This window comes from Marinobacter sp. PE14 (genome assembly GCF_053566155.1).
This window is the reverse complement of record NZ_JBQXNY010000003.1, coordinates 417200-436842: the sequence shown is the minus strand read 5'-3', so window position 1 is coordinate 436842 and position 19643 is coordinate 417200. Positions and strand designations below refer to the sequence as shown.

Below are 19643 nucleotides of genomic sequence, written 5' to 3'. Positions count from 1 at the left end.
GATTCCCCCTGAAAAAACGGAAAAAGTGCCGGGCAGCGTCTAGTCTTTCACTAGGCAGGTCTTCTCCTGCCGTCTTACGCCAATCCACACCGGAAAGGATCATCCATGCATCGAAAACGCCAGGCCGCCCAGGTTTCCCTGGCCCTTCTGATTGCATCAGCCATTACTCTCGGCATGCTGGTTCTTACCATTGTGCTGATCGGTCAGAGTTTCCGGGGCATGGAGGCAGCCAAGGTGTCCGCAGCTGGCGCCACCGCCCGCCAACTGGCGATCAGTGTTGACGACCGGATACAGGCCATCACCGCGCCACCATCCACCGCCCTTGCGGTGCTTAGCCACGACAGCCTCGCAGGCGCCAATACGCTGCCCCAGCGCCTTGACCGGCTGCCGGTTCTGGCCGACATACTCACCAGCAGCGACATTGTCAGCGCCGTTTATGCCGGTTACCAGAACGGAGACTTTGTTCTCCTGCGCAAGGTTCGCAGTTCCGGAATACTGCAGTTTCCCGACGCCCCCAACGGAACCCGCTTTCTGCTGCAGACAATTACCCACGGGGGTAGTCAAACATCGGGACAATGGTATTTCTTCAATGCCGACATGCAAGTGATTGAAGAACGCCCGGTACCAGAATACAACTACGATCCGCGTACCCGGCCCTGGTTCAATGCTGCCAAAGCATCGGATACCACGGAGCTTTCCGCGCCCTACGCGTTCTTCACCACCCGGGAAACCGGAATCACGCTTTCCCGTCGGGCATCGGAAGAAACCGGCGAGCAGGGTACGATTTTCGGCATCGATGTGACCGTGACCGACCTGAGCACCCAGTTGGCAGAACTCCGCCAGACACCGAACACCCGGATAGCCATTGTTAACCAGGATCGGGAGGTGCTGGCCGATTCGGGCGACGCAAAAGAGCCCGGACCGGCGATTTCCAAAGCTTTGGATCGAGTCGGGGATCGTATGGAGGGCAGCTCTGTCACAAGGTTCGGCGTTGACGGTAAAGACTGGTATGCAATGACCGAGCCCCTCGGTGCGCTGGAGCAGGAGGGGCTGACCATAGCCGTGGCAATACCCTCGGATGAACTGCTGGCCGAGGTCTGGGCGGCATTGGCCAGACAAACGGTAATCGCCGGACTCATTGCTTTTGTGTTGCTGGTGATCGGATGGTTCCTCGGGCGTCAAGTGGGTCGCCCACTGGAGCACCTGACCGATCAGGTGAGCCGGTTGTCGCGGTTCCGCTTTGACACGCCGGTCAAATCCGACTCAAACATCCGGGAAGCGCGCCAACTGAGCGTTGCGCTGGATGACATGGCGAAAACCATCCGCAGTTTCCAGAGCATCGCCACCGTGCTGAACCGGGGCCAGGACCTGAACCATCTGCTTCGGGACATCCTTGAACAGATTATCCACATTGTTGGACAGGAGCGCGGTGGTATTTACCTGTTCACGAGCCAGAAAAACCAGCTCTCCCTTGCTGTCAAACAGGATCTGCAACTGCCGGACACCATTTCGAATGTGCAAGCGAAACACGATGATAACGAAATCATCCGTTTGCTTCGGCAGCACATCCCGGGGCACCCGGTGTTCGCCGTACTTCGCAACCGTCGGAAACAGCTGATCGGCGTCCTCGCGATCGAGATGGAGGTGGGCGACCACACCCAGTTGAGTGACGATCTGATCGTCTTCGTGGATGAAATTGCCGGTTCCGCCGCCGTGGCCATCGAAACACGGGAACTTATCGAAAGCCAGCAGGCGCTGCTCGAAGGCATTATCCGGCTGGTGGCCAATGCCATTGACGCAAAATCTCCCTACACCGGCGGCCACTGCGAGCGGGTACCCAAGCTCGCCCAGATGCTGGTGGATGAAGCCATCGCCAGCGACAACCAGGCCTTTGATTCGTTCACCATGACTGAAGAGCAGCTGCAGGAATTCCATATCGCTGCCTGGCTCCATGACTGTGGCAAGATTACCAGCCCGGAGTATGTGGTCGACAAGGCGGTCAAACTGGAGACCATTCATAACCGCATCCACGAGCTCCGCACGCGCTTCGAAGTGCTGCACCGGGATGCCGAAATCCGCTTTCTCAAACGGAGTCTTGCTGGCGACGAGGAGGCAGCCGCCGACCAGGAACGCCAGGCTACCCAGGCCCGATTGCAGGAAGAATTCGATTTTATAGCAACGGCCAACCAGGGCGGTGAGTTCATGGCCGAAGAACACATCGAGAAGATCCGCACCATTGGCGAGCAAAGCTGGGTGCGGCATTTCAGCGACCGTCTCGGCCTGTCTCCGGACGAGAAAAATGCCCTTGAGGGTTGTCCGGAACGGCCACTGCCCTGCACGGAAACGCTGCTTGCCGACAAACCGGAACACCTCCGACCCTGGGGAGAGCACATTCCCCCGGTCAGAAAGGAAGACCCGAGGAACCGCTGGGGCTTCGACATGAAATTGCCGGAACACGCCTACAACAAAGGCGAGCTGCACAACCTTACAGTGGCAAAGGGCACGCTGACGGACGAGGAGCGCTTCAAGATCAACGAACACATTGTGCAGACCATCTGCATGCTCGACGCGCTGCCACTGCCCGACCGGCTGGCGAATGTCCCGAAGCTGGCGGGTACACACCACGAGCGCATGGACGGCCAGGGCTATCCCTGCGGCCTGACAGCAGCGCAAATGGGCATACCTGAACGGATCATGGCGGTTGCAGATGTGTTCGAGGCACTGACCGCCGTAGACCGCCCTTACAAAGAGGGCAAAACCCTCACAGAATCCCTCACCATTATGGCTCGCATGGTTGAGAACGGGCATATCGACCGGGAGGTGTTCGAGCTATTCATCCGCTCAGGGACCTACAAGCGCTATGCCCGTCAGCACCTGCAGCCCGGGCAGATCGATCACGTCGATGAAAGCCTGTTCATGAAGCCGGGCTGAAAAACACGTATATTCTATGGGCTGATTCATTCCTGTTAAGGACTTATTAATGCTGTTTGCAATCATAATTGGTGGTCTGATTGGCTACGCCTTTGGCAAATTCCCGGGCTTTCTGATTGGTGCGGCGATTGGCGCCTTTCTCTTGAACCTTCTCAAGCGCCGGCTGATTGGCAAGCTCCAGAGCATCCAGTCCGGCTTTATTGACTCGGTTTTTGCGGTGATGGGCGCCCTGTGCAAGGCAGACGGCGTGGTATCCACGGATGAAATTCAGATGGCCGAAGCCATGTTCGTTCGCTTCCGCCTGAATGAAGAGCAGAAAGCCAAGGCCAAAACCGCCTTCAACCGTGGTAAAGAGCCGGATTTCGATCTGGATGCCGAGCTGAGCCGGTTCCTCCAGGCCAGCGGACGCCAACCCGCGTTTCTCCAGATGTTCCTGCAAGTCCAGGTATCGGCCGTGGCTGCGGACGGCAAGGTGCACCCGGCCGAACACGAAATGCTGGTGAAAATCGCCCGTGGACTGGGGCTGCCGGAGAGCCAGGTGGACCAGCTGGAAGCCATGCTCCGTGGTGCCCAAACCAACCGGGCCGGTGCTGGCCAGCCCTCCTCCGCTGATCAGATCAGCGATGCCTACAAGGTTCTTGGGGTATCGTCTTCCGCCAGTGATGAGGAGCTCAAAAAGGCCTACCGTAAGCTGATGAGCGAGAACCATCCGGATAAACTCGCGGGCCGGGGATTGCCAGAAAGCATGCGGGAGATGGCGGAGGAACGCACCCGCGAAATCAGTCATGCTTACGATGTGATCAAGGAAGCACGGAAAGAATCTGCGTAAGGCCCTCTGCCGTTACCGGGTCAGAACCAGCGGGGCACCCGCACGCGATAACGCTCGTAATCCTCGCCGAATTTATCCGCCAGCGCCTTTTCCTCCTCCCGGGCCTGGCGGGTGATCACCAGCACACCAGCCACCAGGCATACCAGGGAAAACACACTGGGCAAGGCCAGAAAAAAACCGAGCTGCCCAGCCATCACAGCCAGGAACAGGGGATTACGGGAACGGCCAAATGGCCCGCTTGTGAGCAGTTTGCGCTCATCCTTCCGAGGATCGATACCAGAGCGCCAGTCCTCATGCATGTAGGCCTGCAGATAGTTCACGGTGGTAAATGAGACAATCAGGAGGAGCATGCCAACCAGCAAAATCGGCCATACATAGAGCGGGCCGAACACGCCCAGCCAGAGGTCGATATCCGCAAAAATCCGCACCACGCAGACGCCCAGAATGAACGCCCGAAACACATTGAAGATTTGCCGGTGCCACCAGGGCGCACTTCCGCGCTCACCATAGTTAATGTGCGAAAAACGCATTCTCTGGTGCAGGCCGAGGCTTCGGCCAGCGAACTGCAGACCGATCATCAGAAAGAAAATGCCGAGAAAGTGGCGTACGAGGGGTTCAATAAATTCCATCAGGATCGCTTACAAGGTTTTCAGGCCAACAGCTTATTATCTGAAGAGGTCTGTGAAAAGGCCCTGTGCTGGCCGCCGACCACTCACCCTACCTAAAATGACATGTCATCACGTTTTTAAATGCAGTAGAGTCGTTGAATCACTTTCAAGGAGAGTCTGGTCATGAGCGCCCCGCAGTCCTGCCACAGTTTCAGCAACGACGCGATAGGTTGCGATGACGCCACTGCCCTTGCCGAAAGGGTCCGCCGCCGGGAAATATCGATCACCGAACTCACTCAAGCCGCTATCGCTCGTGCACAGGCGGTCGAACCGCTCATTCACGGTCTGGCCTCGGCGAATTACGACCAGGCGATCCGGACTGCTTCAAAGTGGGATGCAGCCGACCAGACCGGTCCCTTTCCCTTGTTCCGCGGCGTTCCAACGTTTATCAAAGACAACACCCACGTGTCGGGCATGACCACACGCCACGGCTCCCTGGCCGTGCCCAGCGTTCCTGCATCCGATACCAGTCCATTTGCCCGTCAGTTGCTTGCGCAGGGTTTTCTGTGCCTGGGTAAAAGCACCCTGCCGGAATTCGGATTCAACGCCACAACTGAGCCCGCACACGCGCCGGCAACCCGTAACCCGTGGAACCTGGCCTATTCCTCCGGAGCCTCCTCAGGCGGTTCAGCTGCCCTGGTAGCCGCCGGCGTGGTACCCATCGCCCATGCCAATGACGGCGGAGGTTCCATACGGATCCCAGCCGCCTGCTGCGGGCTGGTCGGCCTTAAGCCCACACGAGGACGATTGATAGACAACGAAGCGGCCGCCTCCCTGCCGATCAACATTATCAGCGAGGGTGTGGTGACGCGCTCGGTAAGGGATACCGCCAATTTCTTCGAGCAAGCCGAGACCTATTTCCGCAATCCCGGCCTGCCGGCGATTGGGAGAATTGAGGGCCCCTCCGGTCGTCCTTTGAGAATCGGACTGGTGCTGGATTCCATCAACGGTCACAAAACCGATGACATCACCCGACGGACTGTCGAAGAAACGGCGCTCAGGCTGGAAAAAATGGGCCACCGCATTGAGCCAGTTCCCGTTCCGGTGCACAGCACCTTCCCTGATGACTTTGCGCTTTACTGGGCACTGCTTGCCTTCGGCATCAGGGCCAACGGCAGGAAACTGCTTCACCCGGCCTTCGACAAACACAAAACAGACGGCCTGACCAACGGCCTCGACAGGATGTTCCGGCGACAGTTCTGGCGCCTGCCAACCGCGCTCTGGCGGCTCAAGCGTTCCTGGCACGACTATGCACATGCCATGGCCGGCTTTGATGCCGTACTCACGCCGGTACTTGGCCATACCACACCCGCCCTTGGCCACCTTAGCCCCGATGTGCCTTTTGACACCCTGTTCGAACGGCTGCGCACATATGTAAGCTTCACCCCTCTGGCAAACGCCACGGGTGCACCGGCAATCTCGCTGCCCATGGGCCACACGCCCGATCAACTGCCAGTATCGGTTCAGTTTATGGGGCGCCACGGAGGCGAACGCACGCTGTTGGATATCGCCTTCACTCTGGAAGCCAACCATCCCTGGCCGCTGCTTTGCGATTTCAGCCGGAACAATCTTGGCAGTGGGGAACAAAACACCAGGGACTCACTGGCCAATCCCGTTTGAAGTTGGACACTTATAAAAACAGCTGCCATATTCTTTAAAGAACTTAAACGTAACCTGATCAAGTATCCCAAACCGAGAGCCAAGGCCGTTCGTAATTCTAAGAAGGACAATTTATTGAGCCCGGCCATGCGTGACAGCGAAGTCCTCGTGACCCACCACAAGGCACTGATGGAGCTGAGCCACAATACCAGCTTTATCGAGATGCCCCGCCCCCGGAAGCTGGCAGCCCTCATGGAGCTGTGTACGCGGCTATTGGGCGTAAAGCGGGCCAGTGTCTGGCTGTTTCCCCCGGAACGGGACCGGATCACCTGCGAGTGGCTTCACGACAAAGAGCTGCCCGGCCGCAATAGCTGCATCGCGCAGAATGGCTCAGAGTTCAACCTGTTTCGCTCAGACCACCCTGACTACTTCCGCGCCATCACCGAAGAACGAGTCATTGCCGTGGAGGACGCCCGCAATGATATCCGTACCCGTTCCTTCGACCGCGATTATCTGTCCGTGCAGAACATCCATTCCATGTTAGACGCGCCGATTTTCGACGGCGAACAACTCAGCGGGGTTGTCTGCCTGGAGTCAAGTGTGCGCCGTGACTGGTCGGTCCCGGACATTTCTCTGTCAGCTGCCATTGCAGACACCATAAGCCTGATGAACACTCACGAGGCATGGCTGAGATCCAAGCGGGCGCTGGAATACGTCAGTCGCTACGATTCTCTCACCGGACTCGCCAACATTGATTCACTGCGTGACCGGCTGAACCACCTGGTGCGCAAGATCAAAGGCCGGGGCACCGGCAGTCTTGCACTGCTCTGGATTGACGTTGACCGCCTGAAAACCATCAACGATGGCCTTGGCCCTCAGGCGGGGGATCAGGTCATCGCCGATATCGGACAGCGCCTGAAAGAAATCCAGTTGGCGGGTAAGGACTTTCTGGCACGCATCGGAGGGGATGAGTTTGCCCTGGTCATTCGGAACTACACCCAGCCAAGTTTTCTGGACGAGGTGATCCGGGAGATCCACAGCCGTATTCGCCAGTCGATCCGGGTGTCCGACCAGGATCTGAATGTCAGTGCCAGTGTGGGAATCTGCCACTTCCCGGGCGATTGCCGCGAGTCAGAAGAACTGCTCAGAGGTGCAGAGGCTGCGATGTACCATGCGAAACGGCAGGGCGGGGACCGTTCTACCCTGTTCGATTCGGAAATCCAGATGACAGCCCGCTCCCGGTTTGCGCTCGAAAGCGAGCTGCGGGAAACACTCAGAACCAGCGGCCTGGATGTCTTCTACCAGCCAATCATGGACCGCACGGGAACACAGCTGGAAAGCGCCGAGGCCCTGGTTCGCTGGCAGCATCCGCAGCGTGGCTGGCTATCACCGATTGAATTTCTGGACGTGGCGCGCAGCGCCGGGCTGATGTATGAGCTGGGCGCCTGTGTGCTGAAAAACGTCTGCGCGCACTGGCGCGACGCACAAGACCGGGACATCCCGATGCCTACGGTCTCCGTTAACCTCTCAGCCGAACAGGTGTTGGTCCCCGAGTTACCTGAGCTGGTCAAGGAGATCTGCCGGAACCAGGGAATGCCGGTCAGTGCACTGCAGTTTGAAGTGACAGAGGACTCGATACAGGGCGATTTCAATGTGATCGGCCGTGTTCTGGAGCAGCTGGTAGAAGCTGGTGCCGAGCTTGCTATCGATGATTTCGGCACCGGGTACTCATCGCTGTCCCGGCTCAAAAGCCTGCCCTTCTCCCGCATCAAGATCGACCGCTCGTTCATCAACAACCTCCCGGATGACGAAAACGATTGCGCAATCACCCTGTCGATCATTGGCCTGGCCCGGGGGCTCGGCCTTTCTGTGGTTGCGGAAGGCGTAGAAAGAGAAGCCCATGAAACCTGGCTGTTCGAGAAAGGCTGCGACTACCTTCAGGGCTACCGTTACAGCAAACCGCTTCCTTACTCAGAGTTTATTAACCGCTATTTTTTCAAATGATCCTGCACGTCAAATCCCGGGAATAGCGATAATACCTCCAGAAAACTCGCCTCCGGCGCGGCGCTAATGGTCATTGGTTTACCTGAAACCGGGTGTCGGAATGCCATCCGGGTTGCCGCCAGCATCAACCGCCCCTGGCCGAAACGCTCCGCAAAATAGCGATTGTGGCGGCCCCTGCCGTGATTGGCGTCGCCAATAATCGGGTGGTTGATGTGTTTCATGTGCCTGCGCAATTGGTGCTTTCGACCGGTTTTCGGCTCCAGCTCAACAACGGCGTAGCGACTGCTCGGGTATTTTTCAATCTCTACCGGTATCTCGGTCGTCGCCAGCGTGCGGTAGCAGGTGAGAGCGTCCCGCACCGGCTGCTCCTCCCCTTTCAGCCGCCGATCCTCCGGCTCCTCTCTCAGGGGGTAATCAATCTCCCCGTGTTCCGGCGGCCAGCCACGCACCATCGCCAGATAGGTCTTCGCCACCTCACCGGCCATCATCGCCAGGCCGAGCGAACGGGCCGTATCGCTGTCCCTGGCAAACATCAGGATGCCGGAGGTCGGACGGTCCAGGCGGTGCACCGGGTACACATGCTGACCACCATTAAGCGCCCGGGCATATTGCAGGGCAAACTCGGTCTCATGTTTGTCGATGGGACTCCGATGCACCAGCAGCCCGGCCGGTTTGTGGACGATCAGAAGGTAATCGTCTCGATAAAGAATACTTAGTGGATTGCCCATCAGGATCCTGTCATAAAAAGTTCACAAACGTACCGATCTAAAGCCTAATGCTTTTTGTTTCCGTGCCGACATAATGTTGAGTAACTATTAAAAAAAGCCTCGACAAGCGATCTGGACCTTCCAACCTAACCGGGTAGTATCAATGAGCTGGTATTCCAAGAGCATTCTCAATCGGGTTCTCCTGGTTGTCCTTACGGCCAACCTGATCGTCGCTGCGGTGGCAGTGATTTACCTGAATTTCTCCCTCAAAGTCAAAGATGACTTCAACAGTCTCGTCAGTTCCAGAATGGTCAATGCTCTGGAAGCCCAGGACGTGCTGTCTGACTTCAAGACCCAGGTTCAGGAATGGAAGAACGTCCTGATCCGCGGATCGGACCCGGAACAGCTCGAAAAATACTGGACCCGGTTCCAGGAGCGTGAAACGTCGATCCAGAGCCAACTCGAGGAACTCATTCCCCGCATTCAGGAGCCCCAGGCAAAGGCCCTGATGTCTGATTTCAAACAGGCACACCGGACAATGGGGCGCGCCTACCGAGATGGATTTGAGGCCTTCACCCGCGCCGGATTTGATCCGAATGCAGGCGATGCGGCAGTTCAGGGGATAGACCGTGAACCCGCCAGACTGATCGTAGATGCGGCAACCGCGGTTCGAGAAGACAGCCTTGCCAGGGCCGGAACCCTCAACACGGTTGTCACTGAGCGCAGCTGGATGGTGGCCGGGCTTCTAATCGCAGCTATCGTTCTCGGAACCATCGCCCTGATCATGATTCTGTTGTCAGGTGTGGTTCGTCCTGCCCAGAAACTTACGCTACAGATCTCCCGTCTTGGGGACGGGGACCTGTCCGATCCGGTCACGATGCAACGTGCCGACGAGCTGGGACAACTCGCCGATGCCGCCCGAAGTCTGCACCGCTTCCTTAGCGATACGGGCACCCAGTTGAGTGAAAACGCCAGACAGCTCAACGAAACCGGCGAGTTGATCCGTCAGAACGCCGACAGTGTTGTCAGCCAATCCGACCTCGCCCACCAGCGCATCGAGCAGATAGCCACAGCCATGAACGAAATGTCCGCCACTGCGGAAGACGTAGCCAGTCACGCTGCCTTGGTAGCCACTGAAGTGAGTCAGACATCCGACGAGACGGCTACAGCGGATTCGCAGATCAACAAGGCGGTAGACAGCATGCGGCGGCTGACCGACCAGATCCGAAACTCGGCCGAAACCGTTAACCAGCTCGCCAGCGATGGCAAAAAAGTCGGCGATGTCATGCAGGTTATCCGGGAAATTGCAGATCAGACCAACCTGCTGGCTCTGAACGCCGCCATCGAGGCGGCCCGGGCGGGCGACGCGGGCCGGGGATTCGCGGTGGTTGCCGATGAAGTCCGGAATCTGGCAGCCAAGACCCAGGAAGCCACCGTGGAAATCGACCAGATCATCGGCGCCATCAGCGGGGCTTCGCGGGACGCCACCGAGTTTATGCAGGCCTCAGGCGTTGTAGCTCAGGAGAGCAGTGAAGCGGTGGAAGAGGTGCGCGCCACCCTGGCCGAAATCAACCGGCGCATGGGCAGCATCAACGACGCAACAACCCAGGTTGCTACAGCGGCCGAAGAACAGACCAGTGTCTGTGAAGACATCAACCGCAATGTCACGGATGTGGCAGAAACCTCCGAAGCCATGCACCAGGCTGCTGAAAACAACCTGCGCACCGTTCCCGAACTGGAAGCCATGGCTGCCCGGGCGCAGGAACTGGCGAGCCGGATCAAACATTAGGTGGTTCGGAATCGGCCGGTCAGTCTCCCGAAAGCCTGACCGGCCCGGTTACCCAGCACCAGCAATGCGGGTGTGAGCAACAGCGTCAGCACCGTAGCAAACGCCAACCCTCCCGCGATGGCACTGGACAGCTGGGTCCACCACTGGGTTGATGGCGCACCAAGCCCGAGGGAGGGCGTCAGCAGGTCAACATTGACACCGAGAACCATGGGCATCAACCCCAGCACCGTGGTGATGGCCGTCAGCAGCACCGGTCTCAGACGAAGACAACCGGTTTCCAGCGCGGCCTCGTAGGCCTCAATACCGTCCTTGCGCATCTGGTTATAGGTATCGATCAGAATGATGTTGTTGTTTACCACGATGCCTGCCAGGGCAATCGTACCCATGCCCACCATCACAATGCCGAACGACTGCCCGTTTACCAGCAGGCCAAGCAGCACCCCGGCGGTGGAGAGCACAATCGCCGAGAGAATCAGGAAGGTCTGGTACAACGAATTGAACTGAGTCACCAGTATCAACAGCATGAGACCGATGGCTACCAGGAAGGCCGTCGCAAGGAAGTTGGATGCCTGCTGCTGATCCTCGTTCTCGCCGGCAAACTTCACCGAAATTCCCTCTGGCGGCTCCGGCATTTTGGCCTGCAGGGCCCGCAGCAGCTCATCCACCCGGCGGCCCTGTGCCAGATCGGACTTGATGGTTACCGTGCGCTGGCCATCCACCCGGACAATACTGTTGGTCTTGTCACCCGGGCGAAGATCGACGAATTCAGAGAGCGGCACCTGGCCCCGGGAGGTATGAATGGTCTGGCGCTGCAGATGATCCAGTTCCCGCCAGTTATTCGGCACGCGCACCACGATGTCCACTTCATCCCGAACATCTTCCGGGCGATAGGTGGCCAGCCTCAAACCGTTGGTCACCAGACGCACGGCACTGCCGATACCCAGCACATCGGTACCGAAGCGGGCGGCGGCTTCCCGGTCAACCTGCAACCGCCACTCGATACCGGGCAGGCTCCGGTCGTCTTCGATGTCCACGAAGCCACCGAGCTCACGCATGCGATCTTTGATTTCGTCCACGTAGCCATTGAGACTGTTCGCCTCCCGGCTGCTCACCTGCAGCTCGATTGGCTTGCCTTCGGCAGGCCCACCTTCCTGTTTGCGGAATTCCAGCTCAACGCCTGCAATATCGGAGGTCATTTCCCTGAAATCCTCGAGAATCGCACTGGCCGGACGCCGCGTGAACCAGTCAGTGAACTGGAACTGCAGAACGCCGATCACATCCGGCGCCAGCTGCGAGCTGGTCTGGACCATCGAGCGGGCGTAAAGCGCCTTCACCTCGGGCATGCCACGAAGCCGCTGTTCTACCTCGCGGACAATGGCATCCCGCTCCCACACCGACAGATCCCCCCTCGCCCTCACCTGAACCTGGGCGGAATCCGGCTCCACACTGGGGAAGAACTCAACCCCATGGTTGAAGCGGGCGTACGCGGCGTAGATCACGGCGATCACGCAGAGCACACCAATCAACGTCAGCCCCGGTGAACGAAGTAGCAACGCGAGTACCTGCCTGTAGCCCTGCATCAGGCGGCCCGAAGAATGCCCCTGGCGCGCCCGGCGCCCCCCGCTGGTGCTGCCCAGTACTGGCAGGAATACCAGCGCCATGGCCAGGGAAGCAATCAGGCAGATGATCACCGTAAGCGGCAGGAACTTCATGAATTCCCCCACCACACCCGGCCAGAACAGCAACGGCACGAACACCGCCAGCGTGGTTGCCGTGGAGGCAATAATGGGCCAGGCCATACGGCTGGCCGCCTCGGCCCAGGCGTGCTTTACCGTCTGCCCTTCCGACAGGTTCCGGTCCGCCAGCTCCGAGACCACGATGGCGCCATCCACCAGCATGCCCGCTACCAGAATCAGGCTGAACAGCACCACGATGTTGAGCGTGAGCCCCATGCTCCAGATCACCAGGATCCCGGTGAGGAAGGCACCCGGAATGGTCAGCCCCACCATCACCGCAGAACGCGGTCCCATGGCGGCGATCACCACAATCAGAACCAGCACGATGGCGGTAAGCACATTGTTCAGCAGATCACTGAGGATATCGCGCACTTCCTCGGACTGATCCATTATGTAGCGGATTTCCAGCGAATCCGGCAGCTGCGGCCTCGCCTGGTCAATCAATTCACGAACCTGGGCTATGGTCTCGATGATGTTGGCACCCGAGCGCTTGGACACTTCCAGCACTAATGCTGGTTCCCCATTAATGCGCGCAAAACCGGTGGGGTCCTTGAAGGTACGCTGGAGCATAGCCACGTCGCCAAACGTGACCACCGTGTCGCCATCCACCTTCACCGGCATGGACATCACATCCTCGATGGTCTCGATCACCCCGGGCACTTTCAGCGCCATGCGGCCGTTGCCGGTATCGAGGGAGCCTGCAGCAACCAGCTGGTTGTTGCGGGTTACAAGGGACGCCAGCTGGTCAAAATCGATGCCGTAGCTCTCCAGCACCTGAGGGTCGACCACGATTTCCAGAAGGTCTTCCCGATCGCCGCCAATTTCCACCTCAAGGACTTCCGGAATGGACTCGATGGCATCCTGGAACCGGCGGGCGATGGTGATCAGCTCCCGCTCCGAAAGTGGCCCCGACAAGCCGACGGACAGCACCGGAAACAGGGACACGTTGATTTCGTTCACCCTGGGTTCGTCCGCCTCCTGGGGCAGCTTGGTGCGAGCGGTATCCACTTTCTCGCGAACATCCTGCAGCGCCTTGTCCGGATCAAACCCGGCATCGAACTCCAGCATCACCGAAGCATGCCCTTCCGAGGCCGTACCGCGCATTTCCTTGATGCCTTCCAGGGAACGCAACTCCTGCTCCATGGGACGAACCAAAAGGCGCTCGGCGTCCTCCGGGCTGATGCCGTCCAGGGTCATGGAGACATAGATCATCGGAATGGTGACGTCGGGGTTGGCTTCCTTGGGAATGGTCTGAAACGCGGCAATACCACCGAGAATCAGGAACAGCAGCGTCAGCAAGGTAGTCCGGCTGCGGTCGATGGCGGCAAAGATCAGTGCGCGCATGCGATCTAGCCCCTGTCTTCAGCGGCGTCGACCGGTACGACCTGCTCACCGGTGCTCACGAACCCACCGCCCCGGGTAATCAGGCGGATCTCATCCGGCAAGCCGGTCACCCAGGCACCATCGGTAGACACACTCAGCAGTTTCACTCTGCCGAACTCTACCCGATTCTCGCCGTTCACGTACTTCACTCCGGGACGACCGTCGTCACCAAGTGACAAATAGGCAGGTGAGATAAACATGGCCTTAACCTCGGGCAGTGCCACCCGCAGGCTGGCGCTGCCGCCAGCCACTCGTTTGCGATCCGGATTCTCCACCGCGATTTCCACGGCAAAACTCCGGGTTTCGGGCGATGCAGCGCTGGCGACAAAGTTCACCACGCCGGAAAGACGGCTACCATCCAGCAAATCCACACGAACAGCCTGGCCGGTTGCCACATCACCCACCGACTGCTGGGGAATCTGCGCGGTGGCCTTAAGGCGATCCACCCTCACCAGCTGAAACAGGGGTGATCCCACCTGCACCAGATCGCCGGTATCCACCGATTTGCTGTTGATGATGCCGTCAAAAGGCGCCTCTGGGGTGAGATGGCTGACTGACTGCCGTACACCGGTCAGCTCCGCTTCAGCGGCAGCAAGCTCACTTTCCAGGCTCAGAATCTGGGATTCCGAGGCGAGGTTATTGGCGCGGAGCCGACGCGCAGCCACCAGGTCCGCTTCCAGTTTCCGAACCCGGGACTGCCAGCGCAAAACCGCAGCACTCCGCCCTTCATCGGATATCGTAAGCAGCTTCTGTCCCTGCCGGACCTGCTCACCGAGACTCACAGCCAGGGATTCCACCCGGCCGGGCACCTGGGAACTCAGCATCACCGAACTCCAGGGTTCCAATTGGCCCTGCAGCATCAGACCCGGCTCATGAAGCCGTGCCGTCAGGGTTTCCACCTGCACCGTTGTGAGCTGACCATCGACGCTATCCTCGCGCTCCGGAGCCTCGTCACTGGCCACCTTCACCTCGCCAGTCGCCATCCAGACCACCAGCGCGATCACGATCAGAAGTGACAGTCCAAGAGAACCCCATTTTGCTTTCGTCATTGAATGCTCACTGTTCCTGAAGCGAAGGGTGACATAAAAAACCGGCAATTAACGGTTGCATCCGGCTAAAAACGTGGGGTAGATTCTACACAGAATCTTTTTACGAATTCAGAGCAGACTGTCGATTTTATGAATCTCAACGCAGTGATTGTCCTTGTGAAGCTCGTCCTGGTGGTCGTGGTACCGTCCGGGGGCTTCTGTGTGGACAAGCGGGTGAGATAGCGACAAACCTGACAAAACACCAGAAACCCCCGGCACCGAAAGGTCCCGGGGGTTTCTTTTTTTACGGCAAAAGAAAAGGGAAAAACGACCATGAACGGCGCACAGCACATTCTTGAAGCGTTCCACCGCCACAACATCAGCACGGTTTTCGGGTATCCGGGCGGCTGCATTATGCCGCTATACGACGCGCTGGTGGACGATGTGGGCGTGGAGCACGTGCTGTGCCGCCACGAACAGGGCTGCGCCCTGTCGGCCGACGGCTATGCCCGGGCCAGCGGCAAGCTGGGCGTGTGCATTGCCACGTCCGGCCCCGGCGCCACTAACCTGATCACCGGTGTTGCCAATGCCCACCGGGACTCCATTCCCATGCTGGTCATCACCGGCCAGGTGCCGTCTGGCCTGATCGGCACCGACGCCTTCCAGGAAACCGACGTACTGGGCATGACCCTGGGCATCGTAAAACACAGCTACCTGATTGATGATGCAGACAGCCTGCCAACCATCATGGAAGAGGCGATCGAACTGGCCCAGAGCGGCCGCCCCGGACCGGTCTGGATTGACATCCCCAAGGACCTGTTGCTGACCGAAGTGGCCGATGCGCCCTTCCCTAAGCCTCACCCATGTGAGCCAGCTTCGACAGACCTGACGGAAGCCCTGGCAATGCTGCGCGCCGCCCGCAAGCCCCTGCTCTACAGTGGTGGTGGTATCAGTTTGGCCCACGCCGAGCACAGTTTCAGGACCTTTGCCGAATCCTCCGCCCTGCCTGCGGTTGTAACGTTGAAGGGCATCGGCAATCCGGGCAAACACAACCCCTACAACCTCGGCATGCTGGGTATGCACGGCTCCCGAGCCGCCAACAAGGCCGTCGACGAGTGCGACCTGCTGCTGGTCATCGGCGCCCGCCTGGACGATCGCGCCACCGGCAAACTGGACGGCTTCGCCCCCAACGCCAGGATGATCCACATCGATGCCGACGCCGCCGAAATCAATAAACTGCGCGACGCCGATCTGGCCATCCGTGGTGATCTGAACAACATCCTGAAATCACTGGCGGATGCATTGCAGACTGACCCACTGGCCATCAGTGATTGGCAGAAACAGTGCCGCACCCGGTACACCACCGGCGGCTTCCACGCCGCTGACAACGAAGAGCCCCTGGCGCCGATCACCGGCCCGGCCTTCATCCGTCAGCTCTCACGGATTGCCCCGGACGACACCGTGATCGCCTGCGACGTTGGCCAGCACCAGATGTGGGTAGCGCAACACTATGAGTTCGATCACCCGCGCCACCACCTCACCAGTGGCGGCCTCGGAACCATGGGCTTCGGCCTGCCCGCCGCCATCGGCGCCCAGTTTGCGGATCGCAACAGCACCGTCATCAACGTCACCGGTGATGGCTCGTTCATGATGAACGCCCAGGAACTGGCCACCATCCGCCGCTACAACCTCCCGGTAAAACTGATCGTCATGGACAACCAGTGCCTGGGCATGGTCCGCCAGCAGCAGGAACTGTTCTACAACAACCGGGAAAGCCAGATAAACCTGGACGACAACCCCGACTTCGTTGCCATGGCCCGGGCCTTCGACATCCCGGCCCTCCACATCGAACGCACCGACCAGATCCGCCGCGGCATCGAAACCATCCTGGCCTACAACGGCCCGATGCTGCTGCACGTTGCCATCAGCCGTGAAGAAAACGTCTGGCCCATCGTCAAACCCGGCGCCAGCAACACAGACATGATCGACGAAACCGCCCGCACCGCCAAAACCAGCAAGGAGCAAGTTGCATGAACCCGCAAAGCCAGCCTTCGACACCCAGCTATACCATCAACTGCCGCATGACCCACGAAGCCGCCGCCCTGGAGCGGCTGTGCCAGGTGGTCCGCATTCGCGGGTTCCGGATCGCCACCATGGCGGTCGAAACCGCCGGCGATCATCTGAACATCGCCCTCACCCTCGAAGGCACGCGGCCGATTGCCATGTTGCAGTCGCAACTGGAGAAGCTTCACACCGTTGCCGAGGTTGCCCTCGCGGCTGGATCTGTGGCCCGGTCTCGTTCGGCCTAAGCTTGCGAGGTTGTCTTCGTTAGCCTGAGGTTTGGGAGTATCGTCGCTCCGCAGCCTGAGGTTTGGCGGGCAGGTACGGGGGGTGGGGGTATCTTTTCTTCGGGGAAAACAACTCGCTGCGCTCAGACATCTTTTCCCTGTCAGAAAAGATACCCCCACCCCCTACCGACGGGCAGAAACGGTATTTCTGGAGAAAAGAGAAAACACAACGTCTTTAAGCCGGTGAACCTGCGTTGTACGTCGGCGCGGGGTGGTAGGTGGATTTTTCGCCGGAAAAAGATGTCTGAGCGAAGCGAGTTGCTTTTTCCAAGAAAAACTCCACCTGCCACCCCGCAAGCCCGCCCCTCAACCAACAGGCTACAAGGACCGGACCTCCGAGGTTACAGGACCTGCGATTACCAGGCTTTATAAGGCAGGAACTTCCCGTTCATGGTAACCACGACACGGTCGCCCTTCGGATTCTCTTCCTTCTCGATGTCCATGGTGAAATCGATGGCACTCATGATGCCGTCGCCGAATTTTTCATGGATCAGTTCTTTCATGGTATCGCCGTAGACACCCACCACTTCGTACAAACGGTAGATCAGCGGATCCTGCGGAACGGCACCGTCCCAGGCTTTTTTGGGGCATACCTGCAGGGCCTCTGCCACCGGCTTATCCAGACCGAGGATTTCGCACAGGGCGAAGGCCTTGTCTTCGGTCAGGCTGTTCATACCCAGGGCCGCTGAGGTGGTGAACACCGGGGACATGCCGATGGTTTCGGCGATGGTTTCCCAGGTTATGCCCTTGGAAACTTTGGCTTCCAGGATTTTTGCGGTCATCAGTTCTTTGTTCATCATGGCTGTTTCCTCTCTTGGCTTTAGATTTCAGGCATTCACCGCACGGGCGGCAATTTCGGATTCGGTTTCAGATTCGTCAGACGCCAACGCTGACTGGGCAACGCCTTTGGCGGGTTCCACGATTTTCGGGGTACCGTCTTTTTCCGGCAGGGCCGAGCCGCTGCGGTTGACCAGGAAGTCCACCAGGTAGTCCCGGGTTTTGTGGTAGGCCGGGTTCTGGAAAATGGTGGCCCGGGCCCGCGGGTGCGGAATGTCCACTTTCACGCTTTCGGCGATGCGGGCATTGGGGCCGTTGGACATCAGGAAGATGCGGTCGGAGAGCAGGATCGCTTCGTCGACATCGTGGGTGATCATGAACACGGTCTGGCGGGTTTCTTCCCAGATTTTCACCAGTTCGTCCTGAATCACGCCCCGCGTCAGGGCATCCAGCGCACCGAACGGCTCATCCAGCAGCAGAAGTTCCGGCTGGGTGGCGAAGGCCCGGGCGATACTTACCCGCTGGCGCATGCCGCCAGATAGCTGGGACGGCTTGCGGTTCAGGGCGTGGTCCAGGCCTACCATCTTCAGGTAGCGTTCGCTGTGCTCTTTTACCTTTTCCTTGGACCACTCCGGCCAGCGGGCGCGTACGGCGAAGACGATGTTGTTCAGCGTGGTTTTCCAGGGCAGCAGGCTGTAGTTCTGAAATACCACGCCGCGCTCAAGACCGGGCCCTTTAATTTCCTTGCCGTTCATCACCACGTTGCCGGCGCTGGCTTCATCCAGGCCTGCCAGAACGTTCAGGATGGTGGATTTGCCGCAACCGGAGTGGCCGATGATGCAAACAAACTCACCTTTCTCCAGGGCAAAGCGGATATCCTCGAAGACGGTCAGTTCACCGCCCTGGCCGTCCGGATACACCTTGGACAGGCCATCTACTTCCAGGAATGATTTACTCATAACAGGTCTCCATTCGGAGGGTTGAGGCCGGCACCGGAAACCGGTGCCGGACCGCTCATTCTTTGTATTCCACCAGTTTCTGGGCTTTGCCCAGAGCCAGGTCGAGCAGCATGCCCACCACCCCAATCATCAGGATGGAGAAGATCACACTGGCCAGATCCAGGTTGTTCCATTCGTTCCACACGTAATAGCCAATGCCGGTGCCGCCCACGAGCATTTCCGCGGCCACGATGACCAGCCAGGCGATGCCGATCGAGATCCGCATACCGGTCAGAATCGTGGGTGCGGCGGCCGGCAGGATCACGGTAATAGCAGTGCGCAGGGGCCCGAGTTCGTGGGTGCGGGCCACGTTGACCCAGTCCTGCCTCACGTTGGCCACGCCAAAGGCGGTATTCAGCAACATCGGCCAGATCGAGCAGATGAAGATCACAAAGATCGCCGAGGCATCCGAGTCCTGGATGATGAACAGGGCCAGGGGCATCCAGGCCAGCGGCGAGATCGGCCGCAGCAACTGGATGTACGGGTTCAGGGCCTTGTACATCAGCGGCGACATGCCGATCAGGAACCCGACGGGCAGCGCAATGGCCATGGCCGCCAGATAGCCGGTCAATACCCGGTACACCGAATAGGCCAGCTGGATGCCGATACCCTTGTCGTTGGCGCCGGCGTCATAGAACGGATCGGACAACTCCGCCCAGGCCAGCTTGATCACCGCCGAGGGTGGCGGCACTCGGGATTCCTGCTCTACACCACCCATCAGCATTTCGTATTCGGTCAGTCCTGTCTGGGCCTCCGGGGGCTGGGTTGCCATTTCCCAGAGCCCCAGGGCCAGAATCAGGAACGACACCGACAGCAGTGCTGCTCGGACGTTCAGGGAAGCCATGG

The 19643-nt window shown here is 59.0% G+C and carries 14 protein-coding genes; 7 read left to right on the top strand and 7 right to left on the bottom strand.

The window, feature by feature from the left end; genetic code table 11:
• Positions 1-105 precede the first annotated feature (105 nt).
• Positions 106-2931, top strand: a complete 2826-nt coding sequence (locus ACWJ62_RS12720; protein ID WP_449286516.1) for an HD domain-containing phosphohydrolase — start codon at positions 106-108, stop codon at positions 2929-2931.
• Between the two features lie 49 nt (positions 2932-2980).
• The gene (djlA, locus tag ACWJ62_RS12715; RefSeq protein ID WP_449286515.1) at positions 2981-3760 is read left to right on the top strand and encodes a co-chaperone DjlA; all 780 of its coding nucleotides are present in this window, start codon (positions 2981-2983) and stop codon (positions 3758-3760) included.
• A 20-nt stretch (positions 3761-3780) separates the two neighbouring features.
• Here djlA and ACWJ62_RS12710 read toward each other — a convergent pair whose 3' ends face one another.
• Positions 3781-4389: a methyltransferase family protein gene (locus ACWJ62_RS12710; RefSeq protein WP_449286514.1), complete on the bottom strand. Its 609-nt coding sequence runs from the start codon at positions 4387-4389 to the stop codon at positions 3781-3783.
• A 162-nt stretch (positions 4390-4551) separates the two neighbouring features.
• On the opposite strand from ACWJ62_RS12710, the gene ACWJ62_RS12705 reads away from it, so the two are divergent.
• On the top strand, positions 4552-6048 hold the full coding sequence (locus ACWJ62_RS12705; protein WP_449286513.1) for an amidase: 1497 nt from the start codon (positions 4552-4554) through the stop codon (positions 6046-6048).
• 126 nt (positions 6049-6174) lie between these two features.
• A complete protein-coding gene (locus ACWJ62_RS12700) occupies positions 6175-8031 on the top strand; it encodes a putative bifunctional diguanylate cyclase/phosphodiesterase (RefSeq protein WP_449286512.1) in 1857 nt (618 codons plus the stop codon).
• On the opposite strand, the gene ACWJ62_RS12695 is transcribed toward ACWJ62_RS12700, so the two are convergent.
• Positions 8016-8759, bottom strand: coding sequence for a pseudouridine synthase (locus ACWJ62_RS12695; protein WP_449286511.1), 744 nt, complete (start codon positions 8757-8759; stop codon positions 8016-8018). The two genes, ACWJ62_RS12700 and ACWJ62_RS12695, sit on opposite strands and share 16 nt — an antisense overlap.
• A 142-nt stretch (positions 8760-8901) precedes the next feature.
• Between ACWJ62_RS12695 and ACWJ62_RS12690 the strand changes: the two genes are divergently transcribed.
• Positions 8902-10527, top strand: coding sequence for a methyl-accepting chemotaxis protein (locus tag ACWJ62_RS12690; protein ID WP_449286510.1), 1626 nt, complete (start codon positions 8902-8904; stop codon positions 10525-10527).
• On the opposite strand, the gene ACWJ62_RS12685 is transcribed toward ACWJ62_RS12690, so the two are convergent.
• Complete coding sequence (locus tag ACWJ62_RS12685) at positions 10524-13607, bottom strand: efflux RND transporter permease subunit (protein WP_449286509.1); 3084 nt, start codon at positions 13605-13607, stop codon at positions 10524-10526. The genes ACWJ62_RS12690 and ACWJ62_RS12685 overlap by 4 nt on opposite strands.
• Positions 13608-13612: 5 nt before the next feature.
• The gene (locus tag ACWJ62_RS12680; RefSeq protein WP_449286508.1) at positions 13613-14695 is read right to left on the bottom strand and encodes an efflux RND transporter periplasmic adaptor subunit; all 1083 of its coding nucleotides are present in this window, start codon (positions 14693-14695) and stop codon (positions 13613-13615) included.
• 312 nt (positions 14696-15007) lie between these two features.
• On the opposite strand from ACWJ62_RS12680, the gene ilvG reads away from it, so the two are divergent.
• Together ilvG and ACWJ62_RS12670 are read left to right on the top strand one after the other, a co-directional pair.
• A complete protein-coding gene (ilvG, locus tag ACWJ62_RS12675) occupies positions 15008-16708 on the top strand; it encodes an acetolactate synthase 2 catalytic subunit (protein ID WP_449286507.1) in 1701 nt (566 codons plus the stop codon).
• Positions 16705-16983: an ACT domain-containing protein gene (locus ACWJ62_RS12670; protein WP_449286506.1), complete on the top strand. Its 279-nt coding sequence runs from the start codon at positions 16705-16707 to the stop codon at positions 16981-16983. Before ilvG ends, ACWJ62_RS12670 begins: the two co-directional genes overlap by 4 nt.
• A 395-nt stretch (positions 16984-17378) precedes the next feature.
• Here ACWJ62_RS12670 and cynS read toward each other — a convergent pair whose 3' ends face one another.
• The 3 genes from cynS to ntrB are packed head-to-tail and all read right to left on the bottom strand — an operon-like array spanning position 17379 to position 19641.
• Positions 17379-17822: a cyanase gene (gene cynS / locus ACWJ62_RS12665; RefSeq protein ID WP_449286505.1), complete on the bottom strand. Its 444-nt coding sequence runs from the start codon at positions 17820-17822 to the stop codon at positions 17379-17381.
• 27 nt (positions 17823-17849) lie between these two features.
• A complete protein-coding gene (locus ACWJ62_RS12660; protein WP_449286504.1) occupies positions 17850-18758 on the bottom strand; it encodes an ABC transporter ATP-binding protein in 909 nt (302 codons plus the stop codon).
• A gap of 55 nt (positions 18759-18813) precedes the next feature.
• A complete protein-coding gene (gene ntrB, locus ACWJ62_RS12655) occupies positions 18814-19641 on the bottom strand; it encodes a nitrate ABC transporter permease (protein WP_449286503.1) in 828 nt (275 codons plus the stop codon).
• Positions 19642-19643 lie beyond the last annotated feature (2 nt).